Origin of the sequence: Paenibacillus sp. GCM10028914 (assembly GCF_042666275.1) — a bacterium.
Lineage (GTDB): Bacteria > Bacillota > Bacilli > Paenibacillales > Paenibacillaceae > Paenibacillus_AQ.
The window spans coordinates 65,561-83,645 of record NZ_JBHTFO010000003.1; the positions used below are offsets into that span (position 1 = coordinate 65,561).

At 37.9% G+C, this 18,085-nt stretch carries 20 protein-coding genes and 1 riboswitch; of the genes, 18 read left to right on the top strand and 2 right to left on the bottom strand.

Going from position 1 to position 18,085, the window contains the following annotated elements; genetic code table 11:
* The first annotated feature begins 4 nt into the window (after positions 1-4).
* The 14 genes from ACFQV5_RS02460 to ACFQV5_RS02525 all read left to right on the top strand — a co-directional run bounded on the left by ACFQV5_RS02460 (position 5) and on the right by ACFQV5_RS02525 (position 11,178).
* Positions 5-712 carry a hypothetical protein gene (locus ACFQV5_RS02460; protein WP_379243295.1) on the top strand — a complete coding sequence of 236 codons (708 nt, stop codon included), beginning with the start codon at positions 5-7 and terminating at the stop codon, positions 710-712.
* 245 nt (positions 713-957) lie between these two features.
* Positions 958-1,036: riboswitch (ZMP/ZTP riboswitch) on the top strand.
* A gap of 58 nt (positions 1,037-1,094) precedes the next feature.
* Entirely contained in the window at positions 1,095-1,229 is a 135-nt protein-coding gene (locus ACFQV5_RS02465; protein ID WP_379243297.1) for a hypothetical protein, read from the top strand.
* A complete protein-coding gene (locus ACFQV5_RS02470; protein WP_379243299.1) occupies positions 1,226-2,125 on the top strand; it encodes a phosphotransferase in 900 nt (299 codons plus the stop codon). Before ACFQV5_RS02465 ends, ACFQV5_RS02470 begins: the two co-directional genes overlap by 4 nt.
* A gap of 479 nt (positions 2,126-2,604) precedes the next feature.
* A complete protein-coding gene (locus ACFQV5_RS02475) occupies positions 2,605-3,402 on the top strand; it encodes a phosphotransferase (RefSeq protein WP_379243301.1) in 798 nt (265 codons plus the stop codon).
* Positions 3,403-3,725: 323 nt separating this feature from the next.
* Positions 3,726-4,796 carry a serine hydrolase domain-containing protein gene (locus tag ACFQV5_RS02480; protein WP_379243303.1) on the top strand — a complete coding sequence of 357 codons (1,071 nt, stop codon included), beginning with the start codon at positions 3,726-3,728 and terminating at the stop codon, positions 4,794-4,796.
* A gap of 38 nt (positions 4,797-4,834) precedes the next feature.
* A complete protein-coding gene (locus ACFQV5_RS02485) occupies positions 4,835-5,317 on the top strand; it encodes a GNAT family N-acetyltransferase (RefSeq protein ID WP_379243305.1) in 483 nt (160 codons plus the stop codon).
* A gap of 74 nt (positions 5,318-5,391) precedes the next feature.
* On the top strand, positions 5,392-5,832 hold the full coding sequence (locus ACFQV5_RS02490) for a phosphotransferase enzyme family protein (RefSeq protein WP_379243308.1): 441 nt from the start codon (positions 5,392-5,394) through the stop codon (positions 5,830-5,832).
* A 16-nt stretch (positions 5,833-5,848) separates the two neighbouring features.
* Positions 5,849-6,373 (top strand): phosphotransferase enzyme family protein, encoded by a 525-nt coding sequence (locus tag ACFQV5_RS02495; protein WP_379243394.1) that lies wholly within the window; start codon positions 5,849-5,851, stop codon positions 6,371-6,373.
* 193 nt (positions 6,374-6,566) lie between these two features.
* Entirely contained in the window at positions 6,567-6,746 is a 180-nt protein-coding gene (locus tag ACFQV5_RS02500) for a hypothetical protein (RefSeq protein WP_379243310.1), read from the top strand.
* Between the two features lie 192 nt (positions 6,747-6,938).
* Positions 6,939-7,280: a hypothetical protein gene (locus ACFQV5_RS02505; RefSeq protein ID WP_379243312.1), complete on the top strand. Its 342-nt coding sequence runs from the start codon at positions 6,939-6,941 to the stop codon at positions 7,278-7,280.
* Between the two features lie 462 nt (positions 7,281-7,742).
* A complete protein-coding gene (locus ACFQV5_RS02510) occupies positions 7,743-8,420 on the top strand; it encodes a Type 1 glutamine amidotransferase-like domain-containing protein (protein WP_379243314.1) in 678 nt (225 codons plus the stop codon).
* 43 nt (positions 8,421-8,463) lie between these two features.
* On the top strand, positions 8,464-8,862 hold the full coding sequence (locus ACFQV5_RS02515; RefSeq protein WP_379243316.1) for a hypothetical protein: 399 nt from the start codon (positions 8,464-8,466) through the stop codon (positions 8,860-8,862).
* Positions 8,863-9,112: 250 nt separating this feature from the next.
* The gene (locus ACFQV5_RS02520; RefSeq protein WP_379243318.1) at positions 9,113-9,637 is read left to right on the top strand and encodes a phosphotransferase-like protein; all 525 of its coding nucleotides are present in this window, start codon (positions 9,113-9,115) and stop codon (positions 9,635-9,637) included.
* Between the two features lie 272 nt (positions 9,638-9,909).
* The gene (locus ACFQV5_RS02525; RefSeq protein WP_379243320.1) at positions 9,910-11,178 is read left to right on the top strand and encodes a LamG-like jellyroll fold domain-containing protein; all 1,269 of its coding nucleotides are present in this window, start codon (positions 9,910-9,912) and stop codon (positions 11,176-11,178) included.
* Positions 11,179-11,725: 547 nt separating this feature from the next.
* Here ACFQV5_RS02525 and ACFQV5_RS02530 read toward each other — a convergent pair.
* Positions 11,726-12,232 (bottom strand): MerR family transcriptional regulator, encoded by a 507-nt coding sequence (locus ACFQV5_RS02530; protein WP_379243322.1) that lies wholly within the window; start codon positions 12,230-12,232, stop codon positions 11,726-11,728.
* A 176-nt stretch (positions 12,233-12,408) separates the two neighbouring features.
* Between ACFQV5_RS02530 and ACFQV5_RS02535 the strand changes: the two genes are divergently transcribed.
* Entirely contained in the window at positions 12,409-13,263 is an 855-nt protein-coding gene (locus tag ACFQV5_RS02535) for an SDR family NAD(P)-dependent oxidoreductase (RefSeq protein ID WP_379243324.1), read from the top strand.
* 348 nt (positions 13,264-13,611) lie between these two features.
* Here ACFQV5_RS02535 and ACFQV5_RS02540 read toward each other — a convergent pair whose 3' ends face one another.
* A complete protein-coding gene (locus ACFQV5_RS02540) occupies positions 13,612-13,896 on the bottom strand; it encodes a hypothetical protein (RefSeq protein ID WP_379243326.1) in 285 nt (94 codons plus the stop codon).
* Between the two features lie 271 nt (positions 13,897-14,167).
* On the opposite strand from ACFQV5_RS02540, the gene ACFQV5_RS02545 reads away from it, so the two are divergent.
* The 3 genes from ACFQV5_RS02545 (at position 14,168) to ACFQV5_RS02555 (ending at position 17,818) form a co-directional block, all read left to right on the top strand.
* A complete protein-coding gene (locus tag ACFQV5_RS02545; RefSeq protein WP_379243328.1) occupies positions 14,168-15,907 on the top strand; it encodes an ABC-F family ATP-binding cassette domain-containing protein in 1,740 nt (579 codons plus the stop codon).
* A 427-nt stretch (positions 15,908-16,334) separates the two neighbouring features.
* Positions 16,335-17,114, top strand: a complete 780-nt coding sequence (gene thyX / locus ACFQV5_RS02550; protein ID WP_483874789.1) for an FAD-dependent thymidylate synthase — start codon at positions 16,335-16,337, stop codon at positions 17,112-17,114.
* Positions 17,111-17,818 (top strand): HAD family hydrolase, encoded by a 708-nt coding sequence (locus tag ACFQV5_RS02555; RefSeq protein ID WP_379243330.1) that lies wholly within the window; start codon positions 17,111-17,113, stop codon positions 17,816-17,818. Before thyX ends, ACFQV5_RS02555 begins: the two co-directional genes overlap by 4 nt.
* Positions 17,819-18,085 lie beyond the last annotated feature (267 nt).

The window sequence follows — 18,085 nt, forward strand, 5'->3', positions numbered from 1 at the left end:
AAATATGAACAACGTTAAAAAGCTGCTTCTGCTAGTACTGATATCTGTACTGCTCGTGCTAGCTGCCTGTACCAATACAACCAATGAAGCGCCGAATAACGTGCCGAAACAGGAAGAACAGCCACAGCCACCGAGGAATGAACAGCCAAAGGAGAGCGATCCAGAAGATACACCAGCAGAAGAGGAGGCGCCCGAGGAAGGTACACCACCGACAGCACTCGAGTCTGCAAAGACCGTCATAACTGCGCTTGAGAGAGGCGACATGAGCACAGTAGCTAACTGGGTAAGCAGGGATAAGGGTCTGCGTTTCTCCCCTTATGCATATGTAGATCTGAAGAAGGACGTACACTTTTCTAAGGACGAGGTTGCAGGCTTGATGGAGGATACGACTTCATATGTATGGAGGGCGTTCCCTGGCAATGGTGAGCTTATTGAAATGCCTTATTCTGAATATCATCAAAAATTTGTATATGATGCGGATTTTATAAACAAGGGTGAGATTTCACTTAACACGGTGTCTGGTGAGAGTACTACGCTCAATAATTTGAATAAGGTATATCCGCAGGAAAGCTATGCCTTCGTCGAATACCATATCAGTGGCATCGACCCGACTGTGGAGGGAATGGACTGGCGAAGTCTTCGTCTAGTATTCGAGAAGATTGGTCAGGATCACGCACTGGTTGGAATTATTCATGATCAATGGACACCATAACATGATTAAAATCAAATCACCGCATGCAGTCAGCATGGGGTGATTTGTTGTTTGCTGGCATAGCTGTGAATAATGCTGAGCGTGCTTGAAAATGAGGACAACAGGATGGTGGCATTTCGTTCGGATATCTAATGACACAAATGTGCTCACATTCAAATAATGTACTAAAGCCGGATTGCTTGGGCTCTGTATGAAGCATATTGGTATTGATTTGTAAGATTATCCAGAATACAATATAGTAAATATCTGGTATGTGCAACTGGCGTAAACGTGGATAACAACGAGGGAGCAGATACTCATACGCCGTATGCCTGGGCAAAGTATTTGATCATAGATCAGATGCTTTTTTTATTTCACATAATGAAAGGTCAGGTGCTCAGTAATGAAGATGGCTTACATTCTGTTTGACAATATGACTACGTTAGATCTTGTTGGTTTTTATGAAGCTGTAACATGGATGGGAATTCTAAAAGCAAAAGAAAATGTGTCGTGGGAGTCGAAGGGAGTGATCGAATGATTCCTGCATGTTTTTCAAATTATTCCTCAATCATACCTATGATTAATGAGGTTACTGAATGGTCATTGTTAAGAAAATGGGCCCTTTCAGAAGTCTACAGAGTAAGACTCACAACAGGTGTTTCACGTATAATTAAATGGGGCGGCAATGAGATGGCGGAAGAAGCAGAAGTTTACCGGAATTTGGTTCATCCCCTACAAATCAAGGCTCCAGAGATCTTTGAGTTTGTTAAACTGAAGGATAGCGGAGTCATGGTCATGGAGGATGCGGGAGAAAAAAATTTGGAACAGCAACCGTATCCTTCTCATTTCCTTGAAGCATCAAGAGAATTAGCAAGACTAAGAGTCAAAGCAACAGAAAACATAGAAAGTATGGTACCTAAGAGGATCATTGACAGATACTCCATTTTAAAGGAACACTTTTTAGTGCTGCTAGATGATCTGATAAAATCGGATAAGCTAGCAGAAACCGAAATTTTATTGAAACTAAAAAAAGTATTACCCCGTCATCTAGAAAAGCTCTATCAAATGATACCAACTTCAATAATTCATCATGATTATCATGCAAAGAATCTTTTGCTTCATAACAATGGCATTGTGCCAATTGATTGGTCCTTATCATATTTGAGTCCTCATCTCGGTGACTTATATTGCTTGGTCAACGAGGCTCACTCTTTGGGATGTCTAACAAGAGAGGAAATATTATATGCTTATCTTGACGTAACTGGCTATCAAATGGCTCATCTAATCTGGCAATTGCAGGTAGGCGGTTTATGTTGGCTGATCAAGACAATACATTGGCTTGTTTATGGTGGGACAGATACAATCCCTGGCTCAGAAGCTTGGATACCGGACTTGTTAAAAGATTTAGAAGATCTTTACCAGGAAATTGTGTAGTGTCTTTACGTTAACGGGAAACGATAGTGCAATGAAGTAGGATCAGTAGTATTAGTAGAGTTGCCGATTACCAAAAACGAAGTAACATTACGGGCAATATAGGTAGAGCAGAAGTTATGTGCGTTAGAGGGTGACAATACATACGTTCTAGCACAAGCAATAAAATTGAGTGATTTTGATGAGATTATTCTTTTCTTATTTGGTAAACCCTAGTAATATCTAATTTAGAGATGTAAGAGAGGGGAATCTGTACTTATGTTGAATACCTTGAAATGATTAATTAATTGGATAGAGACAGTGGCGGTCCTAGGTTCTTAAGGATGCGTTTATTTGTCTATCTTAAATCATTCAAGGGATACATGGTGTGGACAATTATATTCCCATTACCGAGCAGATACCTTTGTATATCTGCTTTTATTTATGGGAAAAAATACATCTCTTTTGACACAATCATAGAGTCCCTAATAGGGGGAATTTTCATGAAAAGTCAGTACGAAAAAGAAGAAGCACTAACTGGAGGGAATGTCTCCAATGTATATCGTTTGGGAGAAACTGTCCGACGAGAATTAAAGCCTGACAGTGTTAAAATTCATACATTGTTAAGGCACCTTGAAAGCAAAGGCCTAAATGGCGTGCCAAAGTTTCTAGGTATTGATGACAAAGGGAGAGAGAGATTATCCTTTATCGAAGGAGAAGCTGGAAATTATCCGTTAAAAAAATACATGTGGTCAGACGAGACTTTAAAAGGGATCGCAAAAATGCTTCGTCTCTATCATGATGCGGTGAGTGATTTTCCAATAGAAGAACATTGGCAACCCATTGATAACACCCCGCAGCCATTTGAGGTGATATGCCATAATGATTTTGCCATCTATAATATTATTTTTAATCGTGAAGAACCGATAGGTGTGATTGATTTTGATTTGGCTGCTCCTGGTCCAAGACTTTGGGATATCGCTTATACGCTTTACACTTGTGTTCCTTTAAGTAGGCTTTATCATACGGAAGCAGGCGAAGCCATTTATTATGATTCGTTAAGGGATGCTGGGCGAATCAAACAAAGGATTAAATTGTTTTTTGATTCCTATGGTATGGAGGGAATAGATAAAGGGTTGTTAGAGATGGTATTGCTACGAGTTGAAGGATTATGTAAAACCATGCAAAGGAAAGCCAAAGAAGGCGATAAGGCGTTTCAAAAAATGATCGACGAGGGACATTATGATCACTATCAAGAGGAACTTCGATTCATTCGCGATCACGGAAGAGAGTGGAATTAAGAGAAAAATCTTAGTGAAACAACGAAGTGTAAGCGTGAAAAAAGAAACCATCTAATAAGAATATACTGAAAAGTAAAATAGTGAGGCCTTTCCCAACTATCAGTCGGGGTAGGCCTCACTGTTTTTGTGTATGGTTGTATCTATTTAAGGTGGTGTTTCTCTTGCTCCCAAGCCCTTTAATTCAGCCTCTTAAGCCAGCGGGGCAGGTGAATTGAGTGTTTGTAACGAATACATATTCTGATTTCCAAAAAATAGGTTGATTAACTTGATTTCAACATTCGAGTAATGCAAACATCATTAAACTAAAAGGAGTAACTTTTACAATGAAGGATTTACAAAATTTTGTTTCGGATTACACGAAAGATAAGAAACATTTACATCTTGCTATCGGGATTATTAGGGAGGGAGATATTGAATACCATTCGTTCTGTAATAGTAAAAAGAAAAGCATGGTCCCTCCTGAGAATATGTTGTTTGAAATCGGATCCATAACTAAAGTTTTTACATCCATACTTTTATTAGAAATGGAACGGGAAAAACTCGTTTCCCCGGATGATATTGTTGGGAAGTATGTGCAAAACGTTGACAACGATTATTTGAATAAGATTACCTTGAAAAATCTTGCTACTCATACCTCAGGATTACCTATATTGGCAACAAACCACATATTGTCTAAAAATAGATCGAATCCTTATTCAATGTATACTGAGGAAGATTTAACTGCTTTTTTATCTAATGCTGACTTCACTGATAAAATTGGTTCGTTTGAATATTCCAATATCGGTGTGGGCTTACTAGGAAATATTCTATGTAAGGTGTCAAGAAGTACGTATGATGAACTGTTACAAAAATATATAACGACTCCATTAAAGATGAATGAGACAGCCGTTATGCTTAATTCAGAACAGAATGACAGGTTTTTGAATGGACATGCTTCATCTGGGAAAAGAGTCCCTCATTGGGATCTCTCTATATATGAAGGAGCTGGGGGGATTAAGTCATCTGTTAGCGATTTGAGTTTATTTGTCCAAGCTAATCTAAATGATGATAATCCGCTAGCCTCTACACTAGAAAAAAGTCATCTCCCTATGTGGATCGGAAATTCAAACCTTTATTTTGGCTGGGGTGAGGATAAAGTTCTAGATAAAGGTATCCTCTGGCATAACGGGGGTTCAGCTGGTTTTAATAGTTATCTAGCTTTCAACAAGGAACTCCGTGTAGGAATTGTATTACTATCAAATTATTCTTTTTTCTCGAATACTCTAATGGATTATTATTTTGCTCAATTAATAAAATTGATTACTAAAAAAGAGCCTTCTCAAGGAACTATGATCGACTTTACAGGTAAAAAAATATTTGAAGCAATCATATCTAGTGAAAAATCATTAAAGTAACGGGCAGGATAGTCTGATTTAGGGATGAGGTATAAAACATGGAAATTAATCTGATGCCAGTTACAGTAGAGCAAAAAGAAACTTTATACAACCTTTATCAATACTATCTTTATGATTTCAGTCAGTATACTGAAGAAGATTTGGAAATGAATGGACAGTTTAATATTGACTTGGATCATTATTGGGAAGACCCTAGATGGAACCCTTATTTGGTATGTCATAAGGAACGAATTATCGGATTTTTAGTAATACTTCTTGAAAATTATGATACAAATCCTGATCCAACTCACGTAATTTATGATTTTCTGATTCTCAATAAATATAGAAGAAAGGGATTAGGGAAACGAGCCGCTATTAAGGCGTTAAATTTATACCATGCAAATTGGAAAATAGTGCAGATGAAAGATAATCAGCCAGCAATACTTTTTTGGCGGGATGTAGTGAGTCAATATACCGCTGGAAAGTATATCGAAGTTTTTCGAGAAGATCTAAACAAATATGTACAATCGTTCAGCAATTGATTTGTTTCTGTTTTTTGGTGATTTCGTGTAGAGTGGTTTTACCGGGCCGTTAGTACCTAAATTGGAGGTTCACGATGGTGAGTCCAGAGATATTAAATAAAGCTGCTGCGTCTTTTGGGTTTGATACTAGCTCTCTTGTGTTTATAAGCAACTCAACTAATGAGGTATTTCGTTTTGCAAAGAATGATGAGTCCTTTATATTAAGAATAACTGAAAAGTCTCATGCTTACGTCGGAAAAATAAAAGCAGAAGTTGATTGGGTAAACTACTTGGTTCAAAACGGTGTCCGTGCATCATTACCAATCAGAACTATAGATAATCAATTAACTGCTGTGTACGAAGAGGACGAGAAGTGTTTCATTGCAACAGCTTTTCATATGGCACCCGGAAGATTCTTTGATAAAAACGATCCTAAATTGTGGGGAACATCTATATTTAAGCAGTGGGGAGAAATTATGGGCAAGATGCATATGCTCTCTAAATCATACATCCCCTTAGAAAACAAAGAGAGATGAATGGCGAAAATCTGAAATTGAAAACCCGCATCTACAAGGCAAGTATCATGCGCTACTGAAGAGATTGAATTTTCTTGAAACCAGAATTATGAACCTCCCTAATGAGGCTAATTCGTATGGTTTGATTCATAACGATCTTCATCCCTACAATTTCCACATACACGAAGACTTGATTACGGTCTTTGATTTTGATGATAGCATATATGGTTGGTTCTCGTTGGACATTGCAATCGCGGCAACACACGCTGTTTGGTGGGGTGCACCAAAGGATGATAGACAATCCAAAAATGAATTCGCGACCAAATTCTTGAACGAATTCCTTGAAGGATACTTTAAATATAATCACCTAACTGATTATTGGGTTAAGCAAATTCCATTGTTCATGGATTATAGAAACATATGCTCATTCTTTTGGTGGCTTAGCAGCTGGGACGGAGATGAGTCCAAGTTTAATAACTTTCAGCGAAGCGCAATCACATATGCTTTAAAGTTAATCGAGAATGAACAGTCTTTTGACGGTTGTGAGATAGCTTTGAACTAACGGAACGAGAGCTGAAGAGCGATTTGCATGGCCTCCGCTGCACTAAATAGACATGAAAGTTCAATGAAAACATTTGAAGGCAGCTGGATTTTTGGTCAGCTGCCTTCTTCTCATATAACTGGCAGTAGAGCAAGAATAATGTTGACTCTTTATTCAGTAGTGGTACTATATTTCAGCTAGCGTCTACATATGAATGCCTGAGAAAGATAGATGGACACCATTACATTTAAGTACACCTTTTTTAGATAAAATAAAGAAGATTGACGTACAAATTGTGAGTCTAGAAGATGGAGGTCATTATCCGGTAGAACAGACAGCATTAGATCAAATGTTAATCGCAATTGTTATGTTTATTAATAAGGTTTTGCAATAACACAGGCGATGGTTGCTAGGGTAGAACATGTTAACTTTATCATCACAGTTATTGCGGTGATGCTCTCATAAACGTATACCATGCACGTATTCGTGTACAATCCCATTCTATGAAATGGATGTGAAAGCCTCCCGCGAATTATTTATCTTATTTTTGTTAATTATAAAGGTAAATCATTGAAGAGGTGATAAAGTGAAAATAAAAACAATAACACTCTTATTACTCTCAACATTATTAGTTTCTATGAATGTGAGGGGTATTTGTTTAGCTAGTCCTGAAGATCAAAATGAAAAATCAGTAGTGGACTTACGCACCTACACGTTACAAATACTATATGAAGAAATCAATGACTCTATATCAGAACAATATGGAGTAGATTGGGCATTCTCTCCAATAAAAATTTGCGAAATAAATGGCACAAATCTTACAGTTGAGGGGACTCTCTTAAAAGACCATACAACCAAAAAGCTTAGAATAAATTTGAGTAAGGACACATCAAATTATAAAGTTATAAAGATTTCGGAAATTAAGTGATAAGAATTTATAACATGCCAAAGCCGCTCTTTTTATGTACGAGAACAAAAAGAATATAATGTGTCCCATCATATGATGTGAAAGTTGTATAACGACACCAATCCGACCCCATTAAAAAAGGACTAAAGCCTGATTTTTTGGGCTTTTTTTATTTTATGTGGTTTGATTTGAGTCAATATTAAATGCACAAATGTGACTCCAATGTAGGGTTTTTGACACGTACATTGTGAAGGGAAGTACATAATCAACCTGAGCTTGATTGAGCTAATGGATAGGATACGCGAGGAAACGTATTTCTCATACTTTAATTCCATGTTATGGTAATATAGAGTTGCGTTTATGAAAAGTGTACAAGTGAGCGTAAGGGAAATGGATTAAGAACCGTTCATCTTTCTAGCAAGTAAAACATATTTGATCGTTAAGAATGGATGAATGTAATAATACATATGGAGGTAATTAAGTTTGAAAACTCACTACTATCTCAGTTGGTTTAATGATTTTTTTCCAGAGAAGCTGGTCAAATGGTTGCATGAGGATATAAAAGATAGAAAATCGCTTGTTATGATTAGCGCTCAACCATCTGGTTATAAAGGTGAGCAAGTTAGCATTGATGATGTTTTTGAAAGAACATGGTTTAATCAGGCTAATATTATTTTTGATGAATATCATTTAATTGATCTCCGCATGCAGAAGGAAGATGCCCAGCGATTAATTCAAAACGCTTCCGTCATTTTTTTATGCGGTGGAAATCCTATTTTGCAGAACGATTTTTTGGCTGAATATGAATTATCGGATGTGATTAAGAACAGCAATGCCGTTATAATGGGAGCCAGCGCCGGCGCGATAAACATGGCTGCAAAATGGTTATGCTCGAAAAACAATGGCTATGAAGTTGAAACAAGTACTATTTATGATGGTATAGGCTTTGATCATTTTGCCTATGAAACTCATTCTAAACTCGACTACGCTGTGCTGGTTCAAGGCAACCTGTTCCCCTTATCTGAAAAGATTGATGTTTATGCGGCAGAACAGGAGAGCGGTATGCGTGTAAAGGACGGCAAAATAGATATAATCGGTAATGTATATTTAATTTCCCACTCAAAGATTCAGAAATTGGTTGAGACGTTCTACTTAGGGTGAAGGCGGAATAGTTACAAATAAATTTAATAAGGAGTGCTTGATCGTGAAGCTTAAGTCTGTTTTCAAAGGATTAGTATCATCTGCTCTGGTAGTTTGTCTAATTGCTGGATCTAGTATTATACCTGCTTTTGCGGAGTCGACTGAAAGTTCGTCGAAAGATTATGAAGCTAAAAGTGGCAGTCAGTCAGGAACTGAGTTTCAGGCTACATATCCATTAAAAAAGAGTAATGGGGCACAAGTAAACTTCTGGATTAAAAATACTGGGAATGTAAGCGTAAGAATCTCAATTAATGGAGATCTGAAAAGAACTCTCGCACCAGGTAAAAGTGGCCACATTAGTGCTCCAGTTGGTTCCTTAAGTAGCAAATATATATTTAAAGCTGTACCAACGCCTAATGGTGGTAAAATTAGTATAGACTATCGTATTGCTCAAAGAGATTAGATTTGTTGCTTAAATAAAAGTCGCTATTAGCGGCTTTTTTTGTTTTAACAGAACAAGTTCTTGTTCCGAACCAAAGATAAGAACTTATACCGATTGCCGTTTAGATTAAGTTTTAATTATTTACACTGCTCTCGGGCAGTTTTAGTTTAAATTCACGTTGAGAAAACAAGGTGTTTTTTCAAATCAGTGTCGAATATGGAGTGTTGAGATATGAAAATGTATTTATATTGAACGAATAGGGGGATAAGAGATGAGCAAAGGGAAAATCGTATTTTTGAACGGAGTAACCAGTTCAGGGAAAACATCTATAGTAGATGCTATTCAGTTAAAATCGGATGAGTTTTTTTATGTTGTTGCAAATGATCTTTTTGAAAATACAATTGGTGATAACTATCTTCGAGAAGATTATTGGAAATATTTAAGTGATGCAATAATTATGATGTATCATACGGCCAAACTATTTTCTGACCATGGTAAAAATGTGCTTGTCGATGGCATTTTGGTAGAAAGACCTGAGTTAAAACCGCATTATGAAAAAGTTAAAGACATATTTACTGGTTCCCCCTTTTATATTGTTGAAGTATTTTGTCCTTTGGAAATTTGTCGCCAAAGAAATATTGAACGTGGAGATAGAACCGAAGATCAATCAGACTGGCAAAACAAAATTATGGCAAAAGATATACAGTACGACTGTACTGTCAACACACACATAAATTCGTCAGAAGAATGTGCGGATTCAATTCTAAAATGTTTGTTTGGCAGGTCCCAAGGATAATCACAGGACTTAATAAGTATGTAATCTAATGGTGATAACAAGAAGATCTAGGTCAGGGCCTACCTTGTGGTATACCAAACCATTTGAGATATCCAAAATGTCGGGAAAAATAGGTTTAACCTATTCAGATTATCCGCTCAATACAATATACCTCATAAATTCAACTCTTAGTTGAGTATAGACTGCCCAGCACTCAAAAAAGAAGAGATAGCCCTATGTATTGGTATTTTATACAATTGAGATACCCACTGAGGGAAGGGTGAGTAAAACAGATGAATACTAATTTTACAAAACGCTTGTGTTCACAAATCCGGATATTAAGAAAGAATTATGGTCTAACTCAAGAACAGCTTGCAGAACGGTTGGGCGTTTCGTATCAGGCTGTAAGTAAGTGGGAAAATGAACAAACATGTCCGGATATTGCATTAGTACCAGTGATCGCTGAAGTGTTTCGTGTATCAATTGATGAACTATTCGGGAGGAGAATGGTTTTGGAAAATTTGTACTCGGGTTTGATAGCTGAGTATTTATTTCAAGGGGATGCCCGTGACAGCAGTGGGAAAGAGCATCATGGCACTGTTGTTGGAGCTAAACCGTGTACGGATCGATTTGGTAATCCCGATAGTGCCTTTTTCTTCGACGGTAAGGATGATTATATTGTCGTAGAAAAAGCACCCCAATTAAATAGCGATGCTTTCTCTATTTCCCTGTGGTGTTGCTATGATCGGGACACCAAGCTGGAAGGCTGGAATAGTGCGATTGTGTCTCAAGATGGACATTTTAAAAATCGTGTATTTCAACTCAGCACGTATAATGCAAATATGGCCTTTCATCTATTCCTAAAAGGTGTAGATTTACAGATGGATTCACCCATACATAAAGATTATTGGTACCATATAGTAGTAACTTACGAGAAGGATACATTTAAGCTTTATAAGAATGGGATATTAATTAGTGAAAGTAATGGGACGCTAACAACGTGCGACGAGGAACCATTATTCATAGGCAGAAAATCCACGGATGAACCGTATTTCTTTTTCATGGGGAAAATTGATGACGTAAGAATATACGAGCGGGCTTTACTGGAAGAAGAGATCAACGCACTATTTCTTGAAAACAACTGGGTTCCTGTAAAAGAACCAACAGCTCTCGAAACAGATGTAATGGATGCTCCTATAATAGAATGCGTAGAGAGTGTGCAGTTAATGCTTCCAAAAAGAGACATCAAAGTTGCTGCTGAATGGTACATAAAACACCTCGGGTTTAAGCTTCTATTAGCTGAACAACAAGAGTTTTACATATTAAGCTTATATAATGGCCCAAATCTACATTTGCATAGTACTTTGTCCGATGCTGACAACAAGGAATCATTCCCTTCGTTTGTATACAATACTAGGCTTTCTCCCAAACAGTTAGAAGAGCATTTGATCGCTGCAGGGGTTGCAAAAGTAGATATAAGAGATGAAGGATTTGCTTATTTTACATGCTTTAGAGATCCCTTTGGACAAGACTGGGTTGTTAAGCATCATAAGCGTTTGTGAAGTAGTGCTTCTTGCTGCATTAACGGGACACGATAGACAGGAAGGTAGACGATATTTTGTGAACGATATATCCAAGAAGAAATAGTATATTTACAAAATTCTATTAAACTTCGTCATGTATTGCTGTATATTTATTTTCATCAAGTTGAGAATATCCAGCTCCAAAAATCAGTTGATCTTTATGTTAAAAAATTGAATGTTTAAAGACCCGTTGTAGATTTAAATTCAACGGGTTTTATTTTACCGATTAGACATGTATCTAATCGATTTACGTCCGTTAATTCATTAAGCTAACGGGCAAGGTAGTTTAAGATCAATCGCGGGGAACCGTATCACAAGTAGGGCGAAATTTTTATTAGGGGGGAATAAGAATGGAAAGTGGTGCAATTATGGCCTCGCACGCTGAATGACGGTCAGCACTCTTCGTTCTTGAGTGAGTCCGCATGAGCGTCAACATCACGCCACAGCTCGGTGACTCAGATAACATCGGGTTCATCTACGGATTCATTGATAATATACCGCTCGCAAGCCCCTTGCTATTGCGAGCTTATCTAACGGAGGTCGGTGACTTGCCCACTCTAGCCGGTGTGGAGAAAAAACTCATCTCAGCAGAGGAAGCGAGCTTTGACTTCGGTTCACCCATCATTTTTTCTGACACGCCGTCCTGAATTTGAACCGAATAGTCCCCTCTGTATCTCCCCTCCTCCAATTTCATATCGATAAAATCGACGACCTGCTGCAGAGATGCGATTTGGCTAACAATATTTTCTCGGTGGCTCCTTAATTGTTCCACCAGTTCGGGATATTCCGCGGGATCAGTATCGGTGGAGACCATCAAAAAAGGCCGCATTTCTTCCAGTGGCATCCCCGTTTTTTTCAGGCAAGCTATCAGCCGGATTGTATTGATGTCCTCCTGCTGGTAGACACGGTGCCCGTTATCTCTCCGGTCTGCCCGGGGTAGAAGCGCGATCTTTTCATAATAACGGATCGTATCTTCAGAAATTCCGGTTTGCCTAGCGGTTTGCTTTATCGTAAAAGTTTGCTCTTCTTTCATCTTGTCCCCTCCCAGATATATTTTTATGTGCTCATCATACATCTTGGAGCTGGCTCTATGTCAAGTCTCTTATCCTTTGGACAAAACTTAATTTTCCTGCCTTGACTTGGAGTCGACTCCAATTTATAGAATGTGCACTATCAGGGAAATATCCCGACATCAGGAGGAGAAGTGAAATGAACAATAGACAAGATGAAAATATCGCAATGATTACGGGTGCAAGCGCCGGGATCGGATTGGAATTAACCCGAAAATTGCTATCAGAAGGCTGGCAGGTGGTTGCTTTGAACCGTTCCAACTTTCCGCCGGACGATATGAGAATACAAGAAGCAGACAAGAGTGGAGGGCTTCGAATTTATAAAACGGCTGATCTTGCTGATTATGCCAGCTTGAGGGAGACTTTGGAAGAAATCAAAAGCAAGGAACAGCGGATCGATATTCTGTTCAACAACGCTGGCGGGACCTTTCCCGAGCTGAGCTATTCGAAACAAGGACGCGAAAAGCATTATGAGCTGATGACGGTCGTTCCATATATCATTCTGATGGAATTAATGGAACTTATAAAAAGCGGTCACTTAAAAACGGTGGTCAACACCTCATCTTCAGCACTAAAATTTACGAAAGAGTTTAATATCGAAATCCTAGAACGCCCCAAAGTCTTCCGCAAGTTGATTGGTCCTTACGCCACTTCAAAGCTAGCGCTGTCGCTGTGGACTCAGGCGATCGCGCCGCAGCTTGCTAAGGACGACATCAAGATCCGAAGTGTTGACCCGGGCAGCAATAATACGCTAAGAAAAGGAAAAAATTCTGGGCTGCCCATAGTGGTTAGACCGTTGATGAAGCTGTTTTTCTCTCCACCTACCCATGGTGCCAACAAGCTATATGAAGGAGCTCTCGGGGAACACCGTAATGAGACCGGCGTGTTTTTGCTGAAAGGTCAGGTTGCGGAATTAAAATTTAAAGATCAAGCACGGAACGTTTTAGAAAGGATCAATGCGATTTACGAACACGAATTTTCACAAGGTAATTGAACCTTACGGCTATATTAATACCTGTGTGCAGCACTCCCATGGTATCATCTCTAGATGTTCCATCCTTATCAAGCACTATTCTCAGCCCCAAATCCAGTGTTGAGACAGTCCTTCTTTAATTCAAAATCCTTTATTTCATATCGTTGCTAAGAGTCTGACTCCATGTCTCGCTTCCATCCATTTTGCACAAGAGAGTTAATGGTTCGCCTGTGAGTCATTATGGCATTAATAAATGCGCTGCTAGTCACCATTATGACTCTTAACGGTCGAAAGACCTCAGTTACACAATGAAGGTACTCAACTCGGCTGCCTTTCGATTTCGCTCTATAGATGATACAGTGAACCGTATCACAAATAGGGCGAATTTTTTGTTTGGCTAATACAGGGAGTGTTGAAGAACTCTCGACCAGCATCACCTAAAAAGGTTTTAAGCTGCTCATTTGTAAATTGTTCTTTAATCAAATTTAAGAGAGTAGAGTATGTTGATTTAAAAGCAGAGGAGAAATAACGCTTTCCATTTGCTGTAGTCGATTTCATCAACGCAATGTTCATTGCCGCTGCGTCGCGCACATCAACCCCATATAGTTGCGAATCTGCCATAGCTCTATCGTCGCGAAGCATGGCATAAATCATATCATTGTGTCAAGGCACAAAGCTTGGCCCCATAATATGCGTAGGGTGGATCATTGTCATGATTTTGATGGATCTTCATTACCGTAAGCAATCGTTGATTCTGAAAATCGTCCAACAAGCCACCAATCTAAAGAATGTATTAGAATTTCGAAGTGAGGGTAAGGGCTAAAAATGAATTGTACTTGGTAGTAAACAGTGTTACTCTAAAAGTCTGTGTTCGACAATATATTTAATAATAGTCACCATTTTAGTTGTAAAGAAAGGTAACACTATGATAAAAGTTGATAACTTATCCTTCTCATTTCCACAAAAGGAGCTATATAAAAACATTTCATTTACGTTAGAAGAGGCACAACATTGCGCTTTTATAGGAACAAGTGGCAGTGGGAAAAGTACACTGATTGATATACTGATGGATCCGGAAAGATATTTGTTCGAGGGCAAGTTAGAGATAGACCCAACTTGCAGAATTGGGTATGTAAGTCAGTTCTCGCAAGTAGACAAACCTAAAGAAACAACCGTTTTTGAATATATAGGAGAAGAATTTATTAAGATACAAAATGAAATAACTTCTATTTGTACTGAAATGGAAACATCATCGGATATTGAATTGTTACTAGAAAAGTACCAATCAGCCTTAGATGCATTTGATTCAATGGGTGGGAATGATTTTGAAAGCAACATTAATAAGAAACTAAATCTAGCAAACCTAATGAAGCTAAAAGATCTTAGTGTATCCGACTTGAGTGGTGGGGAATTCAAACTTATTCAAGTGATGAAGGAAATGCTTAGAAGTCCAGACTTAATGATTATGGACGAACCCGATGTATTTTTAGATTTTGAAAACCTAAATGCGCTTAAAAATCTTATTAATTCCCACAAGGGAATGCTGCTAGTTGTTACGCACAACCGATATCTATTGAATCATTGTTTCAACAAAATTATTCACCTTGAAAACACGGAGATCCAAGAGTTTGATGGTCGATATATTGAGTATAATTTCTCATTACTTCAGACAAAAATTGAGTTGCAAGAAATCGCAGTCGCTGAACAAGTAGAAATTGAGAGATACGATAACATCATTGATAATCTTAGAGCGATCGCAACTATTAATTCTGAAGCATCTAGAGGTAGAGCGTTAAAAGCGAGAGTTAGATTTCAAGAGAGATTAGAAGCGCGTAGAATTAAGGCAGCATTTGTAGAAATTAAGCAACCGAATATTAGTTTTGATATTGATCATGAGATTGAAGACACCACTGTTGTAAATGTCAATAATTATAGCGTTGCCTTTGATGAGCTGCTGTTAGACAATGTTAGCTTTGAGATTAAATCTACAGATAAAGTAGCCATTATCGGTCCAAACGGTACCGGAAAAACGACTTTACTCCGAGAAATCTTTAAAAATAGTCATGATTCGATTGAAATCAATGATGATGTTAAAGTGGCTTATTTATCTCAGAATCAAGGCGAGATTCTAAAGGATTGTAATACAATACTAGAAGAATTCATCGATGCTGGGTTTAAAACATATGATGAGGTTAGATCGTATATTTCAAACTATGGCTTTGAAGGCGAAATCGTTAATCAAAAGATTGAATCACTATCTGGTGGAGAAAAAAACATTCTGCAATTGGCTAAAGTTTCTGCTAGTCATGCAAACGTATTGCTTCTTGATGAACCGACAAGCCATTTAGACACTTATACACAAATTGCACTGGAAAAAGCCATTGAAGAATATAAAGGTGCAATTGTCATGATATCTCATGATTTCTATTCTGTTGTAAATGGTATGGACTATGTATTAATCATTGATAATAAGACGATCAGAAAAAAGACTATGAAAAAATTCAAACAGATGATTTATGCTAGTCACTTTGATAAAAACTATTTAGAAGCGGAACAAAACAAAAAAGCAGTTGAAATGAAAATAGAATTGGCTTTAAAAGATACTAATTTTGAATTAGCAAAAGTATTGGTTGATGAGCTAGAAGAGCTAATTAAGTTGCTTTAAATTACAACTCTCTGATTGAAATGATTACAAGAAAGTGAAGTCAGTTACAGCGAATAGGGCTAAAGTGATTTAGTCTGAGTTCAACGATGAAACATGATGTTGGTGGAAATGTATCAACAAAAAAGACACTGATGAATAGAATATCAGTGTCTTTTTACTGCATTGATTTCTTGATAGCTCTTGCCGTGATAGCCTATCCTTTTGATTGTATTACAGAGTTTATGTTTTTCGAAACAGCTATTGAACCATCTGATGTAATACTCATCAGTAAACACTATGAGAAAGCTAAACTGGAATGCGACAACATCTTACAACAATGTATCTACACTGCTTCACCTGGTCCCCTTTAGAGTTTGGAGTAACTCAGAATCATAACTTAAAGTAGAATTAGAAGCCGCTGCAGGAATTAGCAGTACCTAAGGAGAAAATGGTTAACAGTAAAAAAGGGGAGAAAATAATGTCTTTTATTAAAGTTCTCGATGAAGGTTATGTACGACTAGTGGATCACATGGGCACCGATTTAACTGTCGTAAATGCTGCTCGAGTCTCTTATGCCATGGAGTCATCAGAGCTAAGTGAACGAGATATTAAACTCATTAAGTTTCTTGCTCGGGAAGGCCATACTTCACCATTTCGGCATGCTATAGCACAATTTGAGGTTTATGCACCATTAATGGTCGCTAGGCAGTGGTGGAAGTATGTAGTGGGTTCAGCTCATTACGAAGGTACCGGCGATAGTTTAGATGCTTGGAACGAATCTAGTCGTCGATACATAACCGAAGAACCAGCTTTTTATACACCAAAAGCGGATGAATGGAGATCTAGGCCTGAGAATTCCAAACAGGGCAGTGGAGACATCATCTCTTGGGAACTTGGTGAAAAACATACACAAGAATTATTGTCATATATCGAATTAGGGATGGAAAAATATGAGCGGGCATTGGCAGATGGAATTTGCGCTGAACAAGCGCGCTTGTTCTTACCTTCATATGGAATGTATGTACGTTGGTATTGGACCGCATCAGTTCAATCGGTTGCTCATTTCTTAGTGCAACGATTAGAACATGATGCTCAGAAAGAAATACAGGACTATGCAAAGGCAGTACTTGAACTAATACAATCAATTTACCCGACATCTCTTGAACAATTAGTTTTTAAAGAAACTGTGGAGGGGCATTCACCTCTTTCATTGGGTGACACGATTTGAGAAAATATAGTTTACTATTATTTGACTTGGACGATACGATCTTAGATACCTCCTCATGGTTCAACATTGGACTCATTAAAACTCTTGAAATGCATTCTATAACTAGTACACTTGACGCATCTGTGTTCTTAGAGCAAATGTTACATCCTCCGAAAATAATTTTGGAGTCATTTAAAAAACGCGAGCTTTCTCCAGAGGCATTCAAGAAAGCTCGATGGAGCCATGCTTTGTCCTATTTCAATGTCAGATCTGATGCAATACTCATTGATGAAATTGATATGCTATTCATCAAGACAAGTATGGATTACGTCCGCGCAAACGAAACAATTCTCGATTTACTCAAGGATTTGAAACAGTACTATGAAGTAGGAATTGTCACCAATGGATTATACGACCCTCGTTTAAAAATTCAGCAAATGGGATTGGCAGAAGTGTTCCGTGATGAAACCATATTTCACGCAGAACAGTTAGGCTATCGCAAACCAGATCCACGAATTTATACAATTGCATTAGAACTGTTTGGGAAAAAGCCCGATGAGACGCTCTTTATTGGTGATTCTTGGACTCATGATGTAGTTGGTCCAATGGAAGCTGGGATAGACTCTATCTGGGTAAACCCCAAGGGACTCCCTCAAATTACAAATCATATTCCAATTGCTATTGTGCCTGATGTTACAGAGATACGGAGCTTATTACTTAATTAATTGAGGAGACAAGATGAGCGAATATAGCCGTTCTTCTTAAGGTTTACAAGTTGCTTGCAGAGAGCAGATCATCCTTTTAATAGGAATCTGCTCTTTTTTTATTTGCAATAAAAAAGAGAGGTCCATATTTATGAATATAATATCTAAGTTTTTATTGAATCTGCCGATATATTAAGGGGCACCATTACATCAGTAAAGACAACAATAAAAGAAATCCTAAAATCATTCTATTTCTAATGTTGCAACGAATTTCTATACAACCATCTA